The 21,423-nt window shown below is 34.3% G+C and carries 19 protein-coding genes and 3 tRNA genes; 14 read left to right on the forward strand and 8 right to left on the reverse strand.

Translation table 11 applies throughout. The annotated features are described in order from the left end of the window. Positions 1-21 precede the first annotated feature (21 nt). The 9 genes from ACZZZA_RS06405 to pckA all read left to right on the forward strand — a co-directional run bounded on the left by ACZZZA_RS06405 (position 22) and on the right by pckA (position 11,355). Entirely contained in the window at positions 22-1,101 is a 1,080-nt protein-coding gene (locus tag ACZZZA_RS06405) for a RagB/SusD family nutrient uptake outer membrane protein (protein WP_463430356.1), read from the forward strand. Then, positions 1,064-1,540 (forward strand): RagB/SusD family nutrient uptake outer membrane protein, encoded by a 477-nt coding sequence (locus ACZZZA_RS06410; protein ID WP_463430357.1) that lies wholly within the window; start codon positions 1,064-1,066, stop codon positions 1,538-1,540. Before ACZZZA_RS06405 ends, ACZZZA_RS06410 begins: the two co-directional genes overlap by 38 nt. 20 nt (positions 1,541-1,560) lie before the next feature. Continuing rightward, positions 1,561-2,355, forward strand: coding sequence for a hypothetical protein (locus ACZZZA_RS06415; RefSeq protein WP_463430358.1), 795 nt, complete (start codon positions 1,561-1,563; stop codon positions 2,353-2,355). A 94-nt stretch (positions 2,356-2,449) separates the two neighbouring features. Then, positions 2,450-4,378, forward strand: a complete 1,929-nt coding sequence (locus ACZZZA_RS06420; protein WP_463430359.1) for a putative porin — start codon at positions 2,450-2,452, stop codon at positions 4,376-4,378. A gap of 11 nt (positions 4,379-4,389) precedes the next feature. Further along, positions 4,390-5,976, forward strand: coding sequence for a bacillithiol biosynthesis cysteine-adding enzyme BshC (gene bshC, locus ACZZZA_RS06425; protein WP_463430360.1), 1,587 nt, complete (start codon positions 4,390-4,392; stop codon positions 5,974-5,976). A 36-nt stretch (positions 5,977-6,012) separates the two neighbouring features. Beyond that, positions 6,013-7,731 (forward strand): amino acid ABC transporter substrate-binding protein, encoded by a 1,719-nt coding sequence (locus ACZZZA_RS06430; RefSeq protein ID WP_463430361.1) that lies wholly within the window; start codon positions 6,013-6,015, stop codon positions 7,729-7,731. A 60-nt stretch (positions 7,732-7,791) separates the two neighbouring features. Then, positions 7,792-8,667: an ACP S-malonyltransferase gene (gene fabD, locus ACZZZA_RS06435; RefSeq protein WP_463430362.1), complete on the forward strand. Its 876-nt coding sequence runs from the start codon at positions 7,792-7,794 to the stop codon at positions 8,665-8,667. Between the two features lie 11 nt (positions 8,668-8,678). Then, a complete protein-coding gene (locus ACZZZA_RS06440) occupies positions 8,679-9,581 on the forward strand; it encodes a GYDIA family GHMP kinase (RefSeq protein ID WP_463430363.1) in 903 nt (300 codons plus the stop codon). Between the two features lie 130 nt (positions 9,582-9,711). Beyond that, positions 9,712-11,355, forward strand: a complete 1,644-nt coding sequence (pckA, locus tag ACZZZA_RS06445; RefSeq protein WP_463430364.1) for a phosphoenolpyruvate carboxykinase (ATP) — start codon at positions 9,712-9,714, stop codon at positions 11,353-11,355. A 58-nt stretch (positions 11,356-11,413) separates the two neighbouring features. Here the strand turns inward: pckA and ACZZZA_RS06450 are convergent, their stop codons facing one another. After that, entirely contained in the window at positions 11,414-11,827 is a 414-nt protein-coding gene (locus ACZZZA_RS06450; RefSeq protein ID WP_463430365.1) for a type II 3-dehydroquinate dehydratase, read from the reverse strand. A 400-nt stretch (positions 11,828-12,227) separates the two neighbouring features. Between ACZZZA_RS06450 and ACZZZA_RS06455 the strand changes: the two genes are divergently transcribed. From ACZZZA_RS06455 to ACZZZA_RS06470, 4 genes are all read left to right on the forward strand, one after another. Continuing rightward, entirely contained in the window at positions 12,228-12,599 is a 372-nt protein-coding gene (locus ACZZZA_RS06455; protein ID WP_463430366.1) for a hypothetical protein, read from the forward strand. 180 nt (positions 12,600-12,779) lie between these two features. After that, a complete protein-coding gene (locus tag ACZZZA_RS06460; RefSeq protein WP_463430367.1) occupies positions 12,780-13,055 on the forward strand; it encodes a YHS domain-containing protein in 276 nt (91 codons plus the stop codon). Beyond that, positions 13,042-13,725 (forward strand): SCO family protein, encoded by a 684-nt coding sequence (locus tag ACZZZA_RS06465; protein WP_463430368.1) that lies wholly within the window; start codon positions 13,042-13,044, stop codon positions 13,723-13,725. The genes ACZZZA_RS06460 and ACZZZA_RS06465 overlap by 14 nt, the downstream gene beginning before the upstream one ends. Before the next feature lie 102 nt (positions 13,726-13,827). Beyond that, positions 13,828-14,496 carry a superoxide dismutase gene (locus tag ACZZZA_RS06470; protein WP_463430369.1) on the forward strand — a complete coding sequence of 223 codons (669 nt, stop codon included), beginning with the start codon at positions 13,828-13,830 and terminating at the stop codon, positions 14,494-14,496. A 96-nt stretch (positions 14,497-14,592) separates the two neighbouring features. Here ACZZZA_RS06470 and ACZZZA_RS06475 read toward each other — a convergent pair whose 3' ends face one another. The 7 genes from ACZZZA_RS06475 to ACZZZA_RS06505 form a co-directional block, all read right to left on the reverse strand. Beyond that, positions 14,593-16,092 carry a hypothetical protein gene (locus ACZZZA_RS06475; RefSeq protein ID WP_463430370.1) on the reverse strand — a complete coding sequence of 500 codons (1,500 nt, stop codon included), beginning with the start codon at positions 16,090-16,092 and terminating at the stop codon, positions 14,593-14,595. A gap of 315 nt (positions 16,093-16,407) precedes the next feature. Continuing rightward, positions 16,408-16,480, reverse strand: a tRNA-Glu gene (locus ACZZZA_RS06480). Positions 16,481-16,551: 71 nt separating this feature from the next. Beyond that, a tRNA-Glu gene (locus ACZZZA_RS06485) sits at positions 16,552-16,623 on the reverse strand. Positions 16,624-16,632: 9 nt separating this feature from the next. After that, positions 16,633-16,887 (reverse strand): 30S ribosomal protein S20, encoded by a 255-nt coding sequence (rpsT, locus tag ACZZZA_RS06490; RefSeq protein WP_463430371.1) that lies wholly within the window; start codon positions 16,885-16,887, stop codon positions 16,633-16,635. A gap of 73 nt (positions 16,888-16,960) precedes the next feature. Then, positions 16,961-17,275 (reverse strand): hypothetical protein, encoded by a 315-nt coding sequence (locus ACZZZA_RS06495; RefSeq protein ID WP_463430372.1) that lies wholly within the window; start codon positions 17,273-17,275, stop codon positions 16,961-16,963. 13 nt (positions 17,276-17,288) lie between these two features. After that, positions 17,289-17,360: transfer RNA gene (locus ACZZZA_RS06500), tRNA-Glu, on the reverse strand. Positions 17,361-17,416: 56 nt separating this feature from the next. Beyond that, a complete protein-coding gene (locus ACZZZA_RS06505; RefSeq protein WP_463430373.1) occupies positions 17,417-18,709 on the reverse strand; it encodes an N-acetylmuramoyl-L-alanine amidase family protein in 1,293 nt (430 codons plus the stop codon). 54 nt (positions 18,710-18,763) lie between these two features. Here ACZZZA_RS06505 and ACZZZA_RS06510 point away from each other — a divergent pair, with 54 nt between their 5' ends. Beyond that, positions 18,764-21,352: a putative LPS assembly protein LptD gene (locus ACZZZA_RS06510; RefSeq protein ID WP_463430374.1), complete on the forward strand. Its 2,589-nt coding sequence runs from the start codon at positions 18,764-18,766 to the stop codon at positions 21,350-21,352. Positions 21,353-21,423: the final 71 nt, after the last annotated feature.

The raw sequence follows: 21,423 nt of genomic DNA on the forward strand, positions 1-21,423 counted from the left end.
TAACAGTAAATTATAATTACAATGAAAAAGATATTTTATAAAATATTACCAGTTTGTTTTGCTTTTACAGTTTTTGTATCATGTAATGATGCTATAGAAATTGTACAGGAAGGTGAGCTTAACGATCAAGCGGTATTTAAAACAACTTCAGATTTAGAAAGGTACCTTTTAGGATCGGTCTATACAAGCATGGATGTTTCTAATCAGATTAAGTTTTCATCAGTTTTTACAGATGAGTTAAAAATTGGACCTTCTAATACTGGTCAGGATCAAGGTTTGTTCAGATTTATATCTACTACAGGTAATGGATATGCCAGTGCTATTTGGCAACAAAATTATACAAGTATTAACCGTGCTAATAGATTAATAAAAGCAGCCTCTACAATTGTTCCTTCTGCTAGTGAGCAGGCTTTATATAATAATTCTCTTGCAGAAGCCAGAGTGATTCGTGCATTGGCTTATTTAAATTTAGAGTCGTTTTTCTCTCCAAATATGGCTGATGACAATGCTTTAGGAGTAATTTTGACTACTGAAGTTCCTAATATTTTAGACCAATTACCGAGAAGTAAAAATGCTGACATTTGGGCATTGGTAGAATCTGATTTATTATTTGCAGAAAATAATTTAGCACCTCCTTCTACGCATGTTGCTCCTTATTTTGTTAATAAAAATGTAATTAATGCGATTAGAGCTAGAATGTATGTTTACAGAAAAAATTATACTTTGGCTAAACAATATGCTCAAAGCGTAATTTCTACTTCAGGTATTACATTAGCACCTGCTACACCATTACCTGTGGGAGCGCCTGGTAGTCCTGCGTGGAATACCCAGTTTTATTCTTTAGCACCTACAAATCCATACAGAAGAATTTGGGCTGATGTTGTAGTTCCGAATTCTGAAGTTATTTTCTCTTTAAGCAGACCCGTAGGTGGAACAGGTAGTAACATTGCTGGTATATATACCACTAACAACACAAGCTTAACTGGCTCGCCATTGTGGACAGCAGGTATAAATTTATTTAATAAGCTGAATGTTCCTGGTGATATAAGAAGATACGCATTTATTGACCCTTCTTCTGGAACCGAATGTTTATGTCATTGATAAATACCCTGGTAAAACAAGTGTACCATTAAGAAATGATGTTAAAGTTTTCAGAATATCTGAAATGTATTTAATTCTTGCTGAATGTGAAGCTCAAAGCCCAGCTGGTTACACATTGGCAGCAACTTATGTTAAGAATGTAAGAGACGCAAGAAATTATCTTGGTGCGACTGTACTTCCCGTATACACATCAAAAGCAGCTGCATTACAGGATATCTTAGCTGAAAGAAGATCAGAGTTTAGTTTTGAAGGTCACCGTTATTTAGATCTTAAGAGATTAGGTGTTGAAGCTGGTGTTAGTATTGATAGAAATGCAATAGATGATATCAATCCTAATACTCCATTAACTTTGCCGGTAACTGATTACAGATTTACACTACCTATTCCTTCTGCTGAAATTAATGGTAATCCAACAATACAACAGAATCCTGGATATTAATTAACTAAAATTTTAAAAAAATGAAAAAATTATTAAATATATTCACTATCCTTTCATTGCTTTTTGTTTTTAATTCTTGTAAAGATGAAGAGGAGATGTATTTTGAAGGTGATTCATTATTGCATTTTGATAAGACTGCTCAAACTGGTCCAGATGGTGACTATATGGTTACTTATGGAGTTACGAAAGCTGTAAGTGGGGATCACAATGTATCATTGGTTTTTAATCAAGCCAAATCTACAGCTATATTAGGAACTGATTTTACAATTGTAGAAGGTTCTGACGTATTAAAAGCTGGAGCAGCCATAGGTGATTTCAAAATCAATATCACAAAAGCGGCAGCAGTCGCAAAAAAGCGGGCTGTCTTTACTGCAACTTCTTCTACTTTGACTAACGCAACTTTTAACCAAGAGGTTACAGTAAATTTTGCTTGTCCATCAGCTTTAGCAGGTACATATCAATACTCAACTGTAAATGCATTCACTCCTGATGGGGCTTCTACTAGTGTACCAGGTCCGTTAACGGGTAATGTAGTTTTCACGGAAGTGGGTGCTGGTATTTATCAAATTTCTGATTCTAGCTTTGGAGCTTTTGCGAAATTTCCTGGATATGCTGCTACTTCAACTGGAGTAAGAATTCAGGATCAATGTGGTAAGCTGTCTTTTACTACGGCTAATCAATATGGTGATACATTTACAATTTCTAACGTTGTAGTGAGTGGAGACAAATTAACATTCAAATGGACTACTTCATATGGTGAGACTGCTACTACTACTCTTACAAAAAGTAATGGTAACTGGCCAGCATTGAACTAATCAAATAGTTTACTTTATAAAAAAATCCCCGCTTGTAAAAGCGGGGATTTTTTATTGCTACAAATTTCATACTTTTGCGTTTACAAATTATCAAATGAAATATCTTCTTTTCATATTATTCATGACACCTATTGTGATTTCTGCACAAAGAGGAAAAAAAACAGATTCTACGAAAATTATATCTCAGGATACCCTAGTCATAGATTCCGGACAAAAAGATTCTTTGAAAATATTTAAACCGACCATTCAGGATTATCAATATCAAACACAGTTTTCAGAAAAGAAAGTATTTGATACGGTAATGACTTTTGATAAAACAAATATCTTTTCGCAATATAACAACAGAGATAATTTTGGTCGTGTGCAATTTGCTAATATTGGTGCAGGATTCAATCCTTTGTCGTATGAATTAAATGCCGAACAGAATCTTTCATTGCTGCCGTCAAATAAATCGTATGTGATCATGGGAATTCATGACGTCAAATATTATGATGTCAAAACACCCACCGCAACTTTTATTTATCATACAGCCATGCGAAATGGTGCAGCTCTTCAATCTACATATACACAAAACATTGGAAAGAGATTCAATTTTGCTCTTGAGTACAACGGACTCCGTTCTGAAGGAATGTACAGAAACTCTCTCGCTGCAAATAACAACACCTTATTTTCTGGTCATTACACTTCAAAAAGTGGAAACTATGAGCTTTTTGCTCATTATCTTCATCAAAATGTTAACAATGCAGAAAATGGCGGAATAGTAGATGATGCCCTCTTCCAGTCAGGGAACAGCGAAAGCAATAAACAAAATGCCCAGGTTAACTTGGCAGAATCCAGCAGTCAATATTCTTACAGAAGATATTATTTGAGTCATCAGTTTACCCCTTTTAATTCTGAAAAATTTCCATTTAGAATCAGACATACAATATTTAACCAAGGTAATAAATACTATTATTTTCAAGACGCTTTAGAAAATTACTGGTACAGTACAGCTTCAGAAATTGTCACTAATTTCTCGCCATCCACCAAAAAATATTCCAATAATCTGAGCAACACAGTCAGCTTGGTTTTAGATAATGAAAAAATTAAACTGGATGCCGGAGTTCGATATCAAATGCTCAAATTTGGTCTCAACGAAATTAATTTACCAACCGTAGATGTTCCTGCTGAATTAAAAGAAAACAGATTAGGTGCTGTCGGAAATTTACAGGTTAAATTATTTGACAAATTTCAGCTAAATTCATTTTTAGAATTTTCTAAAGGAAGTCAGTTTGGAAATTATCTGAAAACAACAAACAATGTAAAGTTTGAGCCCATAAAAGATTATTTTGTCAATGCAAAAGTCAACTTTCAAAGTGTTTATCCGTCTTTCAATTATTTGGCAAACTCTTCTGTGTACAGAAGATTTAATTATTATCTTCAAGATGCAAAAAATCAGGCAATCACAGAAATTGGAGGAAGTATTAATTTAAAATGGTTTAAATCTGAATTATTTGCCAATTATTTCAGAATAGACAATTATACTTATTTCGGTTCGGATGCGATATCTCGCCAAAGCCAGAATTCGCTCAACATTTCTCAAATTGGGGGAGAAGCAACTTTTAGCTACAGAAAATTTCATTTGAATACAAGAGTACAGTTTCAAAGTGCTTTAACCAATAAAGAACTTCTGCCAATGCCATCATTCATAGGAAGAGCTAATTTTTTCTTTCAATCCAAAGCGTTCAAAAATGCGGCAGAAATCCAGGCGGGTGTAAAAGTGTACTACTTCTCAAAATTTGCTTCAAGAGAATATTTCCCGATTCTCAACGAATATATTCTTCCCGGCGCCGACTCTTTTTCAATAGGAGGTGAGCCAATTGCTGATCTTTACATTAATTTTAAGGTCAAAAAAATGTTCTTTTTTATTGAAGGACAACAGATCGGAACCATGATTTCACACAATAAAGCCTACGCATTTCCACATTATCCGGTCTATGATTTTAGATTGAATATAGGGATTGTTTGGTATTTGTTCAACTAAATTTAATCAAGTTGAAAACAGTCAATAAAATTTCATTTCACGACATCGAAAGTATTCCTCAGCTGATAAAAGATTTTTTAAATCATCAGATTGATGGATTCGAAAGTTCTACCTTTTCATTTGATAACTTTGCCAAGCAGATTCATTTGAAACAAGAGTCATTCGAGAATGTTCAGAGAGAAATTATTTCTAAGACATTTACAGATCAGCTTTCAAAACTTCGGGTTTCTTCAAAACAGAAAGAGAATATTGATCGTTTAAAATCTCCGAATACTTTTACGATCACAACAGGACATCAATTGAATCTTTTCTCGGGACCAGCTTTTTTTGTATATAAAATTCTGCAAACGATAAAAACCTGTACCCATCTTAAAGAAAAATTTCCTGAATTTAATTTTGTTCCGGTTTACTGGATGGCTTCAGAAGATCATGATTTTGCAGAGATTAATCATTTCAAAACTGAAAATAATTATTACGAAATCAACGAAAAATCCGGAGGAGCTGTCGGTCGAATCAAAATAAACGATATGTTTTTCATTTCAGAATTTGAAAAAGAATTCAAAGATTCTATTTTCGGAACTGAATTGATTTTAATGCTGAAAGAAGCTTATAAAGATGGAAATACTTTAACGGAAGCCATCAGAATTTTAGTCAATAGACTGTTTTCAGATTTTGGATTATTAATTCTTGACGGAGATTCTAAGGAGCTTAAAAGCCAGGTTAAAGAGATTTTCAAAGACGAGCTGCTTAATTTTAGTTTAAATAAATCTTCAAAAGAAAAAGTTGATTTTCTGACGGAAAAATATAGTAAAGTTCAGGTCAATCCTCGGGGAATAAACTTATTTTATCTTTCGGAAACCCGAGACAGGATAGATTATGATGGCGAAAATTATATCATTGTTGACGCTAATAAAAAGTTCAAAAAAGAAGAAATATTAGAGGAACTTGAAAATTTCCCGGAAAGATTCAGTCCGAATGCATTGATGCGTCCCGTTTATCAGGAAAAAGTTTTACCCAATTTGGCATATATTGGGGGTAATGCGGAAATCATGTACTGGCTTGAATTGAAGGATTATTTTACTAAAATCAATATTCCTTTTCCGATTTTGATTCCCAGAAATTCGATGTTGTTTATTAAAGAGAAAACTTTACACAAAATTGACAAGTTGAGTTTAAAAATAGAAGATTTTTTTCAGAATTTTACTCAGATTTCTAATTCTAAAATTCTTGATAATCATTCTATTCTTGAATCTTTAGATGCACAGGAAAATTTACTTCTTAATAATTTTTCCGAGCTAAAATCTTTAGCAGAAACTACCGAAAAATCTTTTGGAAATATGGTGAAAGCTGAAGAAGTTCGTCAGCTGAAATCTTTTAAACGACTGAAAAAAAGATTGCTTCATGCAGAGAAAATTAAACAAAATGAGTTGCTTGAACGTTTAGAAACATTATTTTTAGATGTTCATCCGGCAAAGACATGGCAGGAAAGAATTTTTAATTTCAGTGTTTTTTTTGCAGATTTTGGATATTCTTGGCTGGAAACAATTTTAGAAGAAATGGAGGTAGAGCAATCAAAGTTAATAATAGTTGCGATTTAATTTTAAAGAAGTATTTTTGTACATTAAATATTGAAAATGATTAAGAAGTTTTTTTTACTATCTGGTTTATGCATGTTTCTGAGTGTATCTGCACAGAAAACACATACGGTTATAAAAGGTGATAATCCTTACAATATTTCAAAAAAATATGGTATCACGATAGATGAATTGTTGAAGCTCAACCCGAAATTCAAAGATGGAAAACTTGCAATTGGTGATATTCTCAACGTAAAAGGTGGAAATACTTCAGCCTCTAAAGCGGTGTCTCAAACTCCTTCTCCAAAAACAGGAAGAATTTTGCTTCAGCCAAAACAGACTATTTACGGTATTACAAAACAGTATAGAATTTCTGAAACAGATTTAAGAAAATTAAATCCGGATTTAGATTCTCACATGAAGATTGGCGATGAAATTACATTGCCTTTTGACAGCATAAAAAAATATGGTGGTAACCAGACTGCAGTGACAACGGTAAAATCAGTTGAAACACCTGTAGGAGTATCATCAAACAATACAAAAACGAAAATAGATTCAGGAAACGAGAGATCAACCAGTGTGCACAGTTCTTCCGGTCAGGAGGAATATGCAACTTACACTGTTGAGCAGGGAGATACTGTTTTTTCGATCGTTAATAAATTTGGTGTTACGATCGACGAGCTGGTTGCATTAAACCCGGATTTATCAAAAGGTTTGAAAGCCGGGATGATTTTAAAAATCAAAAAGCTGGATGCTGCTTATGTAAAGAAAAATGATGATGCGCTGAGCGTAGTTTTGATGCTACCATTCGGATACAGTACCAATGAAAGTCAGTATCGTTCAATGGCGGTGGATTTCCTTACCGGAGCTAAATTGGCAATTGAAAGGAATGCTGTCAAAGGACAAAAACTTGATATTAAAGTGGTGGATTCCGGAAATGAGGCATCTTTTAAAAATTCTCTTACCCAGATCAACCCCAATAATACAGATTTAATTATCGGTCCGTTTTTCAAATCGAATGTGATAGATCTTTTAGATTTTACAAAAACTCAGAAAATTCCTGTAGTTGCACCATTTGCCAACTCTCCGGAATTATATAATTACAGCAACTTAATTATTGTTGAAACCAACGATCAAACCTATTCTGATAAGATCGTTGAAGAAGTAAAAACAATTTATTCTGATCAAAAAATATTCATTGTTGCAGATTCTAAAAAAGAAAATGCCAATTACATCAAGTCAAATCTGGAAAAGTCTGTTAAAAATACCAATGTCTCTATTGTAAATTCAGCAAATGACATTCAGTTGGATCAGAATATGATGACCGGGCAATCTGCACCAGTAATCGCCATTTTAGCAAGTGATAATGATACTGTAGGAGAAGCATTTTCTAACAGGATGATTGCATTATCAAAAGAAGTTCAGGGCATGAAAGCATTCAGTTTATATTCTGTCCCAAGTTTTGAAAAGAAAATAGATGAATTGAGCCAGGCAAGTCTGGTGTATCTGATGGATAGAACAATCAATACCGACGGAGGCTTTGAAAAAGAAATATTAGCAGCTTATAAAGCCAAATACTGCAAAACTCCGGGGAAATATGCCATTATTGGTTTTGATGTGATGAATGACATGTTGACAAGAGAAAATAAAAAAGGAGAAATCTTTAAACAAATGAATAAAGTGCAGACTCAGCTTGCTACGAAATTCGAATTTGTAAAGTCTAAAACAAACGGCGCTTACGTCAATACCGGTTTAAGAGTAGTAAGATTAACTCCGTAAAACCTGAAAGTAATTCAACTTTTAAAGTTTATATTTGTATCAAATTTTTTAAATCAATAAATGAAAGCACTTGTATTTCCTGGGCAGGGTTCACAGTTTGTGGGTATGGGAAAAGAATTATACGATTCCCGTAAAGACATCAAAGACTTAATGGAATATGCCAATGAAATCTTAGGATTCGATATTGTTTCCATTATGTTTAATGGTACCGATGAAGATCTTAAAAAAACTGAGGTTACCCAGCCTTCAATATTTATTCATTCGGTTGCTGCTTTGAAAGCAGTGAATGGTCTTGGCGCAGAAATGGTCGCCGGACATTCTTTAGGGGAATTTTCAGCTTTAGTAGCGAATGGAGTTTTATCTTTTGATGATGGTTTGAAATTGGTTTCTGAAAGAGCAAAAGCAATGCAGGCAGCTTGTGACGCAAACCCAAGTTCTATGGCTGCAATCTTAGGATTGGAAGATGCCAAAGTAGAAGAAATTTGCGCAACAATCAACGGAATTGTAGTTCCTGCAAATTATAATTGTCCGGGACAATTGGTGATTTCTGGTGAAACTGCGGCTGTAGAAGAAGCATGTGCAAAACTGAAAGAAGCGGGAGCAAAAAGAGCCTTGCTTTTACCGGTAAACGGCGCTTTTCATTCACCATTAATGCAGCCGGCTCAGGAGAGATTAGCAGCAGCAATTGAAAATACAAAATTCAGAAAAGCTACGATACCTGTTTATCAGAATATTACAACAACCGCTGTGACTGATCCTGAACAGATTAAAAATAATCTAATTTCTCAGCTTACAGGCCCTGTGAAATGGACGCAATCTGTGCAAAACATGATCAAAGACGGAGCTACCAACTTTATAGAAGTAGGTCCCGGAAAAACATTGCAAGGATTAATTAAGAAAATTGACAGCGAAGTTACATCAGCTTCTGCAATTTAAAATAAATAAAAATGGGCGAGATCTATTCACCGGGAAAGCTGATGCTTACTTCAGAATATTTCGCTGTAGACGGAGCTCTTGTTTTAGCTGTACCCACAAAGCTAGGACAAGAGTTTTTTTTTGAGGAAAAAGCAGATGGAAAATCGGTTATTTTTTGGGAAGCCTATCATCAAGATAAATTATGGTTAAAAGCTGTCATTGATTATAAGAATTGGCAGATCATAGAAACCAACCTCAATTCGAGTGCAGAATTTATCTTAAAAGTTCTAAAAAATGTTCAGCATCTTTCTGAAAATACATTTAAAAACACTCACACATACTATTTAAAAACAAACCTTCAGTTTCCTTCAGATTACGGTCTTGGCAGCAGTTCTACTTTGATGAACAATCTTGCTGAATGGTCAGATATTGATCCTTTTCATCTTAATTCAATAAGTTTGGGAGGAAGCGGGTATGACATTGCAGTTGCAAAAGCAAAATCTGCTGTGCTTTATCAAAACAAGCCTGAAATCCATTTTGAAAAAGTAAATTTCAGTCCAAAATATAAGGATGAATTCATTTTCATTCATCTTAATCAAAAGCAGGATAGCCGTGAAGCAATTGATCTTTACAGATCAAAAATAAAGTCTCAAAAACTGGTTGATGAATTTTCTGATCTCACAAAAAATATTTTGTTATGTGATGAATTGGAAAATTTTTCTAAACTAATGATGTTACATGAGCAAAAGATTTCCGATTTTATTGAAATTCCGACAGTTAAGTCTAAATTTTTCCCAGATTGCCCCACTTTTGTCAAAAGTTTGGGAGCCTGGGGCGGAGATTTTGTAATGAGTGCAAAATTTGAAGGCTTTGAGCACTATTTTTGGGGAAAAGGTTTTTCAACAGTTTTCAATTGGAGTGATTTAATTGCTTGATAATCAAAATTTTAAATATCTCATTTTTTATTTGTCATTTTCGCTTATATGTTTATATTTATCCACGTTTAACAATTAGTTAATATGGCTAAGGATAAACAAACAAAAAGAAAAAGAAAATATAAGTAAAATGAAAAACGCTAAAATCATCCAGGATTTACAAAAATTAGGGATTAAAGGAGAGTATGAATTAACTTATAATCCTTCGTACGAAGAGTTATATCAAGCGGAAATTTCGCCTGAAAATCAAGGTTTTGAAAAAGCTGAGCTTACAGAATCTGGAGCCGTATCGGTAAAAACAGGAATTTTCACCGGTCGCTCGCCTAAAGACAGGTATATTGTTGAGGATGATGTTACGAAAGAAACTATTTTCTGGGATGGTAAAGTGAATTTACCCACAACACCCGAAATTTTCGAATCTTGTAAAGACTTAGTTTTGAAGCAGCTTTCTGATGCAAAAAAAATCTACGTTGTCGATACTTTTTGCGGGACTAATGATGATACAAGACTTAAAGTGAGATTTATCGTTGAAGTGGCGTGGCAGGCACATTTCGTAACGAATATGTTTATCCGCCCTTCTCATTTCGATCTAGAAAATTACGGAGAGCCGGATTTCACAGTAATTAATGGTTCAAAAACTACCAACCCAAATTGGGAAGAGCAGGAATTGAATTCTGAGAACTTCGTTATGTTTAATCTTACTGAGAAATTACAGATTATCGGTGGAACATGGTACGGCGGAGAAATGAAAAAAGGAATGTTTGCCATGATGAACTATTATCTTCCATTAAAAGGTATGGCATCTATGCATTGTTCTGCAAACGTAGGAGAAAAAGGTGATGTAGCGTTATTCTTCGGACTTTCGGGAACAGGAAAAACAACTTTGTCTGCAGATCCTAAAAGATATTTAATTGGTGATGATGAGCATGGTTGGGATCACAACGGAGTTTTCAACTATGAAGGCGGTTGTTATGCTAAAGTAATCGATTTGTCAGCAGAAAAAGAACCGGATATTTTCAGAGCCATCAAGAGAGATGCACTTCTGGAAAATGTAGTGGTAAATAATGGTGTATCAGATTACACAGATGGGTCTATCACAGAAAATACAAGAGTTTCTTATCCGATTTATCATATTAATAAAATCGTTTTGCCTTCTAAAGCAGGTCATGCAAGCAAGATTGTTTATCTTTCGGCTGATGCTTTCGGGGTTTTGCCTCCGGTTTCTATTTTAGATGAAAACCAGGCTCAGTATCATTTCCTATGTGGTTATACTTCAAAATTAGCCGGAACTGAAAGAGGAATTACAGAACCTGAACCCTCTTTCTCTCCTGCATTTGGTGAAGCATTCCTTACTTTACACCCAACAATGTATTCTAAAACTTTGATTGGAAAAATGAAAGAGCATGGTGCAAAAGCCTATCTGGTAAACACAGGCTGGAATGGTACAGGAAAAAGAATTTCTCTGAAAGATACAAGAGCAATTATTGATTCTATTATCGACGGATCAATTGAAAATGCTGACAAAACAATCATTCCTATAATGAATTTAGAAATTCCTACTTCACTGCCAAATGTTTCTGAAGGTATATTAGATCCAAGAGATACCTACACCAATGTTGCAGAATGGGAAGAAAAAGCAAAAGATCTTGCTGCAAAATATATCAAAAACTTCGATCAATACTGCGGTAATGACGAAGCCAAAAAGCTGATTGCTTCTGGTCCATCAATTGCAGGAACAGACCATTTAGAAATAGTGAAGAGCCTCATCGATTGATGAGGCTTTTTTTATTTTAATGAAAAATTTGCATGATTTTTCTAATCCTTGGAAGTTTTTACTTTAAGCTCAAACTCAAAACAGCCAATCGATATCCATCAATCCCAAAACCTGACAAAACTGCATCCGTACAAGCTGCTGTTACAGATTTCTGACGAAACTCTTCTCTTTTGTAAATATTACTGATGTGAACTTCCACTTTCGGCTTCTGAATATTTTTTAAACAGTCCGCAATAGCATAAGAATAATGCGTAAAAGCTCCGGGGTTGATTACTAAAGCATCAAAATCATCTTCCTGAATCCTGTTAATCAATTCTCCTTCAATATTAGATTGATAATATTTCAGTTCGTAAGAAACAAATTCAGCTTTTAATTTCTCTAAATAATCTTCCATGGAAATAGTTCCATAGATTTCAGGTTCTCTTGTTCCTAAAAGATTCAGATTCGGACCATTTACAATTAAAACTTTCATAGCATAAAAGTAAGAATTCTTTTTGTTTTAAGCTTATAAAGATGAAATGTGAGATTTTTCATAACCAAATAATTTTTCATTAATCATTTAATGGCTTGTGAGAATACAAAAAATGAAGTTTTAAGCAATCATAACCAGATGTTACAACTAGACTAAAGATCACAGCTTTATCAATAGGGGCGGGCTTTAGCCCGCTTTGCAAAATTCAAGTGCAATTGGCTTTAGCCAAAATTTATTATTAACAATAAATTATCAAAAATCTTTGTAGGTTTGTGTACTCTATCGGAAATCATTTCTGCATTAACATCCAATATTCCTCTTCCAAACCTAAGACTGACATTCATCATACATGACTACTTAACTCAATTTTCTACACTATATTTGTAGTAAAGATTAAGACTTGAAATTTTTCATCTCCTTTTTCATCATTTTCACGATCGCAATTCGCCCTGCATTGCCATTGTTAAATTATGCAGTCAATTATAATTACATTGTGAAAAACCTTTGTGAAAATAGAAATGTTGTAGAATCTGACTGTAAAGGTAAATGCTTTGTTAAAAAAGAACTAATAAAAACTGAAAGGCAATCTAATCATTCTCAAAATATAAAAATTGCTGTACCAGATGTTTTCTTAACCAATGAAATTCTTTCGTTTGAAAATATTGATCTTTCTTTTTTTTATTTAAAAAAGGAAAATTTATATCGTATTAATTTACATTCTTCAGAATATTTTTCCCGAATATTTCATCCTCCCTTATTAAATTTTATTTAAACTAAATGTTTAGTTTTTGACTTTAATTGTCTTATTTTATTTACATTTTAATTATATCAGCATTTTAATAAGTAAGCTGAGTTTAATATTTTTAATGATTTGAATAAAACCAAAGTTATATTTAGTTTAAAATCAACCTGTTTTTCAGACATTACAATCATTCATTTTAAATAAAATTTAATGAAAACAAAAATAATTTTCGCGGTACTATTGTCCGCTTCATTGCTTTCCTGTACGCAGGAAACTCCCAAAGTAAAGCATAAAACAAAAAGTGTGGCTTCAAAGTCAAATGGTAAGATAGTGAAGTTTGCCAATGCCGAAGATCCCATTTGTCATATGAAAACTGAAGCCGATATGAAAGATACTGCTGTTTATAAAAATAAAACGTACGGTTTTTGCAGTAGCTATTGTAAGGACGAGTTCAAAAAAAATCCAGAGAAATATGTCCAAAAATAAAAAAGCTAAAAACAGCACGAAAAATAAGGTCATACTTCCGATTGTTATTATTGCTTTGCTCTTTTTAGGGATAGGATTTGGAATGAGTTATTTTAAAAATAATCTTTACACCGTCATGAAAGTTCCGGATTTTGAACTGACAGATCAGAATAATAAAAAAGTCAGCAATAAAGATATGTTGGGGAAAGTATATCTGGTTGAATTTTTCTTCAGTAAATGTCCAACCATTTGTCCCGTCATGAATACAAACATGAGAGCAATTGAAGACGATATTAATAACCCGGATTTTGGAATCATCTCAATCAGTATCGATCCGGAAAATGACACACCGGAACAACTGAAAAGCCATGCTGAAAAAATTGGAGTAAAATCTCTCAACTGGCATTTTCTCACCGGCGACAGAGCGTATATTGGAAATCTTGCAGATCAGTTTGATATTTATGTAGGTGATAAAGAAGATGAAAGTGAAAACCTCAATCACAGCGGAATGATTGCTTTGGTAGATAAAGAGGGAAATATAAGATGCAGATACAACAAAGATAAAATGCCTATTCTTTATTATTCAGGATTGAATTATGAAGATGCAGCAGGAACAATTCCCAGATTAAACGGAAAATTTCATCCTGACAGGGAATTTTTGATTGAAGACATTAAGAAATTATTGAAATAAAGCAAGAAGCTGAACGATAGAAGCTAATAATATGTTGGAAAACTTCTATCAATTTATCTTTTGCTCATAGAATTAAATGTTTAACCATATATACAAAACGTTATGAAGATTTTTAAGGTAGCTGCTTTTACTGCAGTTTTTGCTGCGCAATTTGCGTTTGCACAATTCAAACAAACACCTTTACCATATGCTTACAATGCATTAGAGGGTAATATTGATGCACAGACGATGGAGGTTCACTATTCGAAGCATGCTGCGGCGTATGTTGCAAATTTGAATAAGGCAATTGCCGGAACTCCACAGGAAAAGCAGACGTTGTTTGAGATTCTTTCAAAAGCAGGAACTTTACCAATGGCGGTAAGAAACAATGCGGGAGGACATTACAACCATGAGCTTTTCTGGACGGTTTTAACGCCTCAAAAAAATACCCAGCCATCAGCAAAATTGTCAAAAGCAATTACTGATGCTTTCGGAAGTATGAATGCTTTCAAAGAAAAGATGAGTAAAGCGGGAGCGGACTGTTTCGGTTCTGGTTGGGCTTGGCTTTCTGTAGACAAGAGCGGAAAATTATTTGTTTCTTCAACTCCAAATCAGGATAATCCTTTGATGGACGTTGTAGAAGAAAAAGGAACTCCGATCTTTGGAATTGATGTGTGGGAACATGCTTATTACCTGAAATACCAAAACAAAAGAGCAGATTATCTTACGGCTATCTGGAATGTGACTAACTGGAAGGAAGTAAGCAAAAGATATGAAGAGGCTTTGAAATAAGTTCTCCAAACTTAAATTTAGCTGATTTTAATCAAAAAAGCCACTGTAATTCAGTGGCTTTGGCAATCATCAATTATTTAAAAGTGATGTTATAATCTATTTTATCGTAATAGCCATATTAGGAACTACAATATCACCAGTAGAACCTGAAAAACGCTGTGCGAAAATCTCAACATAATCATTGGTAAGAAGCTCGGTAGTACCATTAATAGGAACTACAACGATATCGTTTACTGCCGATCCTCTTCCGTAAATTTTGAATTGATTGATAACTGTACCGTTCTTGGCAATATAAATAATATATGTTCCGGCAGCAGGTACCTGAAAAGATACTGATCCCGTTATCTGGAATATTCTTTTCTTCTTACCTAAATATTTTAATCTGTTTGGAACTCCACCATCGGTAGAAAATCTGAATAAATTGGATGAAGTTGAAACAGACGTTCCTGTACCAATCTTCACAATATTACTGGGATTACTGTTGTTAAAAGTAACTGCGATACCGGTTCCAACCGCATAGTCTACAGCAAAATCTCCAACAGCATTAATATCTCCTTCTGTAGGAATTCCTGCGGCTCTCACTGTCCAGCTGTTATTGAAATTGTATCCAGGGTAGGTTCCTGTGGTGTAAGGTCTTACGTATCCTGCGCTATTTGTTCCTGTGAAAACTACTGATTCCAACACCGCATCTCCAGTGATGGTAAGACCAGCTGTAGAGACATCAAATCCTACAGCAGTACCATTTACCTGGCTGAAACCGCCCTGTTTCTCAACTAAGGTGAATGTGCCTGTCAGCTTTTCAAACGTGCCCGTGTTGTTTCCAAACCATCCTAAATTACTAAGAAGTAGCTGAGTAATATTATTATAGGTTACACCATTGGTATTTCCCGAAAACTGAATGATGCTTAAAAAGACTAAGCCAAAACCCGAAACAGTACCTACACTGTTTGAATTGGCTACAATACAATCTCTAAAGATAAAATTCTGAGTGGCTGAACTGTTAAGATTAAATACACTTCCCCCTGAAGCGATTAGCGTTACACTTCGGATCGTTCCTCCGGTAGCACCTTCGAAGATATTGCCTGTGGTTCTTACGATGATGTCATTATTGGTATCTAATCCATGTATATAAGAATTATTCATATCAATAGGAAAATCAAATACAACCTGCCCGTTGATTTCATATAGAGTATTAGAATCCATCAGATATTTTGAACCTCCACCTGCTGTAAGCTCAGAAGCTAAAACTGTTGCAAGTACATCAGTAGACTTTATACGTTTAAAATTCAGTCTTCCTGTTACACCACTTGCCATTTGAGACCAAGAAGATGTAGAGCTTGTGTAATAATAAAATGCCTTCAATGTCGTATCATATACCATTAACCCATCTGCAGGTGATGCGATAGCGTTTCGCTCGGCTGTTGTCATTCTGGGTGTTAACAGACCTTTAGTAGTAGAAGTTAAATCTAGTATAGAGCTTGCATTGGGTGTTGCGGTGCCAATTCCGACTTGAGCATGAGCCATTATCAATGCTGATAAAAAAAATAAAAGAAATGTAGACTTCTGATTTTTTAAAATAATATAGATGATTTTCATAATGCTTTTATTTAATATTTGGGGCGTAATTCAAGTAATGATAAAGAATATAATTTATCTTTGATATTTAAAAAAAATATTTTAATTATTATTGCAAATATAGTTATAATAAATTTATTATGCTATATTTTGTATAATTTACGAATCTACACAAATGATAAGACATTACTTTATGGCTTAAATCATACAGGTGTAGAAATAATTTACTTTGGAGGAGATTATGTGAAGTAATTTCAGAATATTGAGTAGCTCCGGAATAAGTAAAAACAATAAACCTCTGATCCTTTCAAGAATCAGAGGTAAAAGTATATTTAGTAGCCCGTAGGGGAGTCGAACCCCTCTTACCAGGATGAAAACCTGAGCGTCCTAACCGATAGACGAACGGGCCATCTACCATCACGTTACGAGTAACGGGTTAGTATTTTGAATTTTTTAAAGTTTCAATTCTTTTTTATTTAGTAGCCCGTAGGGGAGTCGAACCCCTCTTACCAGGATGAAAACCTGAGGTCCTAACCGATAGACGAACGGGCCTACTATTAATTACGCTAATTTATTAACGTGCTTAGTCAATTTGCTTTTCAAATTAGCCGCTTTATTCTTGTGAATAATGTTTTTCTTTGCTAATCTGTCTAATAAAGAGATAACTTTTGGCAATTGCTCAGTCGCAGCAGCCTTATCTTCTTCATTTCTTAATACTTTCACAGCTGTTCTAGCAGTCTTGTGGTAGTATCTGTTACGAACTTTTCTAACTTCGTTTTGTCTTATTCTCTTTAATGCTGATTTATGATTTGCCATATCGTTCAAATGTGAGTGCAAATTTATAAACTTTTTTTATACCAGCCAAATTTATTTTTAAAAAATTTTAACTTTATTCTGAGAGGTACTTTTTGAGTTTATCTAATGCTTGTTCTATTTTTATATTCTGTTGTTCTTTATCTATTTTTTTGATTGTGCTTGTCAGCATATTCAATGCATTATTCCATTCTCCAGTGGTGTTGGTGAACGTTAATCCGTCAATAATTACCTCAAAGGCACTTCCTTCACCGTTCCTGTATAGTCTGAAATTTATTTTATCATCTCTGCCTGTAATCCCTTCATCATTTATTTTTAAATCGTAACTTTTTGGGTCCGAGTGGATTTTATTAAAAAGCATTTTTGCTTCCTGAATTTTTAAATCCGGCATGATATCAATTTAGTAGCCTATAGGAGAATCGAACTCCTGTTGCAAGGATGAAAACCTTGAGTCCTTACCACTAGACGAATAGGCCGAATTTTGAGGTTGCAAAAGTATAGATTAACTTTTAAACATCAAAATTATTTTTATCTATTTGCTTATTTTTTGGATGACTGTGTTTTTCAAGCCTTTAGATTCCAGTTCTTTCTGAAGTTTGATTGCGTCTTCCAGTGAAGAAACTTTTCCGTAAGTGTAATAAAATAGACCATTGTTTTTATCTCTTTCAACATCTTTTAATGTCTGAAGAATGAAAGAATTAGCACTTAGTTTATCCTTTCCTGTGAACACTTCTATGGTGTAATATCCTGCATTCAGCTTTTGATTTGGCATAAATCCTACTGCATAGGCATTTCTGAAACCTGCGTCTTTAGCCGTTTTTATGTTGCTGTCTTTCACAGATGCAAGATTGGTAACACTATAGTAATATTTGTAGATTCCATTTTCTTTCAACGGGAGAATGTAATTTAGACCTTTAAGCGCAGGATCGTCTTCGTTGTATTTTATTGCAGAAGTAAGAAGTAAAATCCTAAAATCATTCTTTAAAGGAACTTCCGCTTTCTTTTCGGGTTCTGGTTTTTTTAATGGTGTTTGTACACCTCCTTTTCTGTCAACTGCTTTTTTGTAATCTATGATTGCTTTATAGATGTTTTCAGCTGTTTCTTGTTGTCCTCTTTCTGAATTTAAAAAAGCTGCATCTTCGTAATTGTTTACAAATCCGGTTTCTATAAGGATGGAAGGCATCGAGCTTCTTCTTAAAATGTGGAGGTTTTCTTGTTTTACACCTCTGGAAAAACGGCCGCTCTTTTCAAAATTACCTTCTACAAAACTTCCCACAATCAAACTGTTTTCAAGATATTTACTTTGCTGAAGCTTCAAAGCTATCAGAGATTCAGGAGAAGATGCATCATAGGATGCGAAAGTCTCTTTATCTTTTTCGTCAAGGTAGATCACGCTGTTTTCCTGTTTGGCTACTTCAAGATTTTCTCTGTTTTGGGCAGGGCCTTGTACAAAAGTTTCGGTTCCTCTTGCGGTAGCGCTTCTGCTGGGTGAAGAGTTGACGTGTATAGAGATAAATAAATCTGCTTTGCTTCGATTGGCTGTATTTGTTCTATCTGTAAGTGACGGATATTCATCAAATTTTCTAGTATAGATTACTTTAAAATCTTTGTTTTTTTCAAGCATTGAGCCCAATTTGAGTGCAATTCCTAAAGTAACATTCTTTTCCAGTACAGTTCCGATATCCGCATAACTTCTATTGGCACCATGGTCGCTTCCTCCATGCCCTGCATCTAAAACTACAGTGAATTTTTTCTGCGAAAAGACGAAATGTGTTGAAAGTAATAAAAGAAATGCTAAAATTATTTTAAATTTTCGTGTGTACATCTTACAGTTTTAAAAATTATACTAATTTTGAGCCTAAATTATATAAAACAAAAATTGGACAAAACCGTCTTCAAAAATATATTACAAATTTTAATTATCCTAATTTTTAACAGTTTTTTAGCACAGCAAAATCCTAAAGATCTAAAGAAAACTCCGATAGTTAATGATACCATCCTCAAAAAGGATACAATTGTTGTAAAGAAAGAAGCCTTAGAGGATGTTCTCGAAACTAAGGCAGACGTTCAACGTCGAGATTTTCCTAAGAAAATGATTTACCTGAACAGAAATGCTCAGGTGAAATATCAGGATATGCAGATTGATGCAGATTATATATCTATTGATGAGCAGAAAAACCTTATTTATGCAAGAGGTAAGCAGGATTCTTTAGGTAAAATAATTGAACCTGTAATTACTACACAAGCTGGTAAAAAATATGAAACTAATGAGTTCAGCTATAATACTAAAACCAAGCAGGCAATTGCCTACAATGCAAGAACTGAAGAAAGTGAAGGGATTATTGTAGCAGAAAAAACCAAAAAGTACAATGATTCGGTTTTCTTTATGAGACGTGGTCTGTTTACTACAGACGATTATTTTATCAAGAAAAAAGATACCGTAGCAGATTACCATTTACTGGCACCTCATATTAAGATGGTAAAAGGCAAAAACAGCAGTTCTGTAATTACAGGACCTGTGCAGATGTATATTGAGCAGGTACCAACGCCTCTTATTATGCCTTTTGCGATATTACCGTTCTCAGATAAAAGATCAGCGGGTATTTTGATTCCGAGTTTTGGTGAAAGGGAAGACGTGGGTTTCTTCCTGAACGGTCTAGGATATTATCAACCAATCGGGGAACATTTCGATCTAAAAGTTTTAGCAGATATTTATACGAAAGGCAGCTGGAATCTGCGTCCGGAAATGAATTATCTCAAAAAATACCGTTATTCAGGTAATTTTTCTGCAGATATTGGTACTACAGTAAGGGGTATTAAAGGTTTGGATGACTACAGCAAAACAGGGACGTACAGAATTGCATGGAGGCATAGTCAGGATACAAAAGCAAATCCGTTTTTGAATTTTTCTGCATCCGTTGATGTAACCAGTCAGACATTTTATAACAATACGGTCAATAACAATTATATCATGGATCAGAGTGTCCTGAGAACGCAACAAAATTCTACGCTTTCACTCACCAAAAGATTTTTAAAACTTCCTGCTACGATTACCGGAACCGCTTCTTATTCTCAGAATTTCGCAACAGGTTTGGCAGATTTACGTTTGCCACAGATGAATGTTGCCATCAATCAGTTTTATTTATTTGGATCTAAAACCGGCACAAGAACAGGTTTACTTGAAAATATTACCGTTAATACAGGTTTGAATTTAACCAATTTCGTGAGTACAGATGAAGGAGAACTTTTTACCAAAGCGATGTGGGATAAGATGCAGACAGGTCTTAAAAACAACATATCTTTAGGAACCAATACCACGATAGCAAAGTATTTTACATTCAGTTTGGGGGCGAATATCGATAATGCATTGACAACGAAAACGCTGACCAAGTTCTATGATCCTATTGAAAATAAAGTTGTCGATCAGGTCAACAAGAAAATTGCAGGTTATTCTACTTTTTCTACCACAGCAAGTTTACAGACTCAGCTGTATGGCCAGGCAAATTTCAAAAAAGGCGGATCTATTGAGGCAATCAGACACATGATGACACCGAGCATAGGTTTCACATACGCTCCTGATTTCGGAGGTTCAGGGTTCGGGTATTTCAGGAATTATTATGATGCCAATGGTGCCATTACGCCTTATTCAATTTTTGATAACGGAATTGTAGGTGCGCCAACTTCAGGGTTGGTAGGAGCATTAGGCTTTAATATCGGAAACAATATCGAGATGAAAGTAAGATCTAAAAGTGATTCTACCGGAGTTAAAAAAATTAAGATATTTGAATCTTTAAATATTTCAGGAAATTACAATTTTGCCGCAAAAACACATCCTTGGTCTATCATTACGGTTAACGGCCAGTCTTCGATGTTTGATAATAAGCTTAGCATCAATACAAGTTTAAGCTTAGATCCTTATAAAACACTCTTTATTCCCGGGGAAGAAATAGGAATCAGAACAGAAGAGTTTGGAGCTTTCAGTGTACAGTCATTCAATGTGCAACTTTCTTATCCTTTAAGCAGTGAGCTTTTTGGAGAGAAAACAGATTATGCTAAAAAATATGGTTCCAAAGGAGAAATAAGAAACGAAAATTATTATTTTGATGATGATAATTATGCACATTTTGATCAGGCATGGACGTTGAATGTGAATGCCAATTATGCCTATTCCAGAACAACGGCAAGAACTCCAACTACATTGGCGTCTATTGGTTTAGACGGAAGTATTAAGCTAACTCCGTACTGGAATATTACAGGCAGTACCCATTACGATATGGTGACCAGAGATTTGGCATATACAAGAATAGGATTTTCCAGAGATCAGAGAAGTTTTACCATCAATTTTAACTGGGTACCATTCGGACAATATAAAGTGTATGACTTTTTTATTGGCATTAAAGCAAATATCTTAAGTGATGCGCTGAAATATAAAGACCGAAGTTTTACACAGCCGAATCCTCCTTTTTAGAATCATAAATTTATTTAATTTTAAATTTTATATTTGCACCCGAAATAAATTCTGTTAAAAAACGGCATGAT

It is taken from the genome of Chryseobacterium sp. AC405b (assembly GCF_979258685.1).

What these genes read in the sequence shown, in the direction of transcription:
- ACZZZA_RS06405 (WP_463430356.1), top strand. Translation starts at nt 22, where the DNA reads ATGAAAAAGATATTTTATAAAATATTACCAGTTTGTTTTGCTTTTACA.
- ACZZZA_RS06415 (WP_463430358.1), top strand. Translation starts at nt 1,561, where the DNA reads ATGAAAAAATTATTAAATATATTCACTATCCTTTCATTGCTTTTTGTT.
- ACZZZA_RS06420 (WP_463430359.1), top strand. Translation starts at nt 2,450, where the DNA reads ATGAAATATCTTCTTTTCATATTATTCATGACACCTATTGTGATTTCT.
- ACZZZA_RS06430 (WP_463430361.1), top strand. Translation starts at nt 6,013, where the DNA reads ATGATTAAGAAGTTTTTTTTACTATCTGGTTTATGCATGTTTCTGAGT.
- fabD (WP_463430362.1), top strand. Translation starts at nt 7,792, where the DNA reads ATGAAAGCACTTGTATTTCCTGGGCAGGGTTCACAGTTTGTGGGTATG.
- ACZZZA_RS06440 (WP_463430363.1), top strand. Translation starts at nt 8,679, where the DNA reads ATGGGCGAGATCTATTCACCGGGAAAGCTGATGCTTACTTCAGAATAT.
- pckA (WP_463430364.1), top strand. Translation starts at nt 9,712, where the DNA reads ATGAAAAACGCTAAAATCATCCAGGATTTACAAAAATTAGGGATTAAA.
- ACZZZA_RS06450 (WP_463430365.1), bottom strand. Translation starts at nt 11,827, where the DNA reads ATGAAAGTTTTAATTGTAAATGGTCCGAATCTGAATCTTTTAGGAACA.
- ACZZZA_RS06460 (WP_463430367.1), top strand. Translation starts at nt 12,780, where the DNA reads ATGAAAACAAAAATAATTTTCGCGGTACTATTGTCCGCTTCATTGCTT.
- ACZZZA_RS06465 (WP_463430368.1), top strand. Translation starts at nt 13,042, where the DNA reads ATGTCCAAAAATAAAAAAGCTAAAAACAGCACGAAAAATAAGGTCATA.
- ACZZZA_RS06470 (WP_463430369.1), top strand. Translation starts at nt 13,828, where the DNA reads ATGAAGATTTTTAAGGTAGCTGCTTTTACTGCAGTTTTTGCTGCGCAA.
- ACZZZA_RS06475 (WP_463430370.1), bottom strand. Translation starts at nt 16,092, where the DNA reads ATGAAAATCATCTATATTATTTTAAAAAATCAGAAGTCTACATTTCTT.
- rpsT (WP_463430371.1), bottom strand. Translation starts at nt 16,887, where the DNA reads ATGGCAAATCATAAATCAGCATTAAAGAGAATAAGACAAAACGAAGTT.
- ACZZZA_RS06495 (WP_463430372.1), bottom strand. Translation starts at nt 17,275, where the DNA reads ATGCCGGATTTAAAAATTCAGGAAGCAAAAATGCTTTTTAATAAAATC.
- ACZZZA_RS06505 (WP_463430373.1), bottom strand. Translation starts at nt 18,709, where the DNA reads ATGTACACACGAAAATTTAAAATAATTTTAGCATTTCTTTTATTACTT.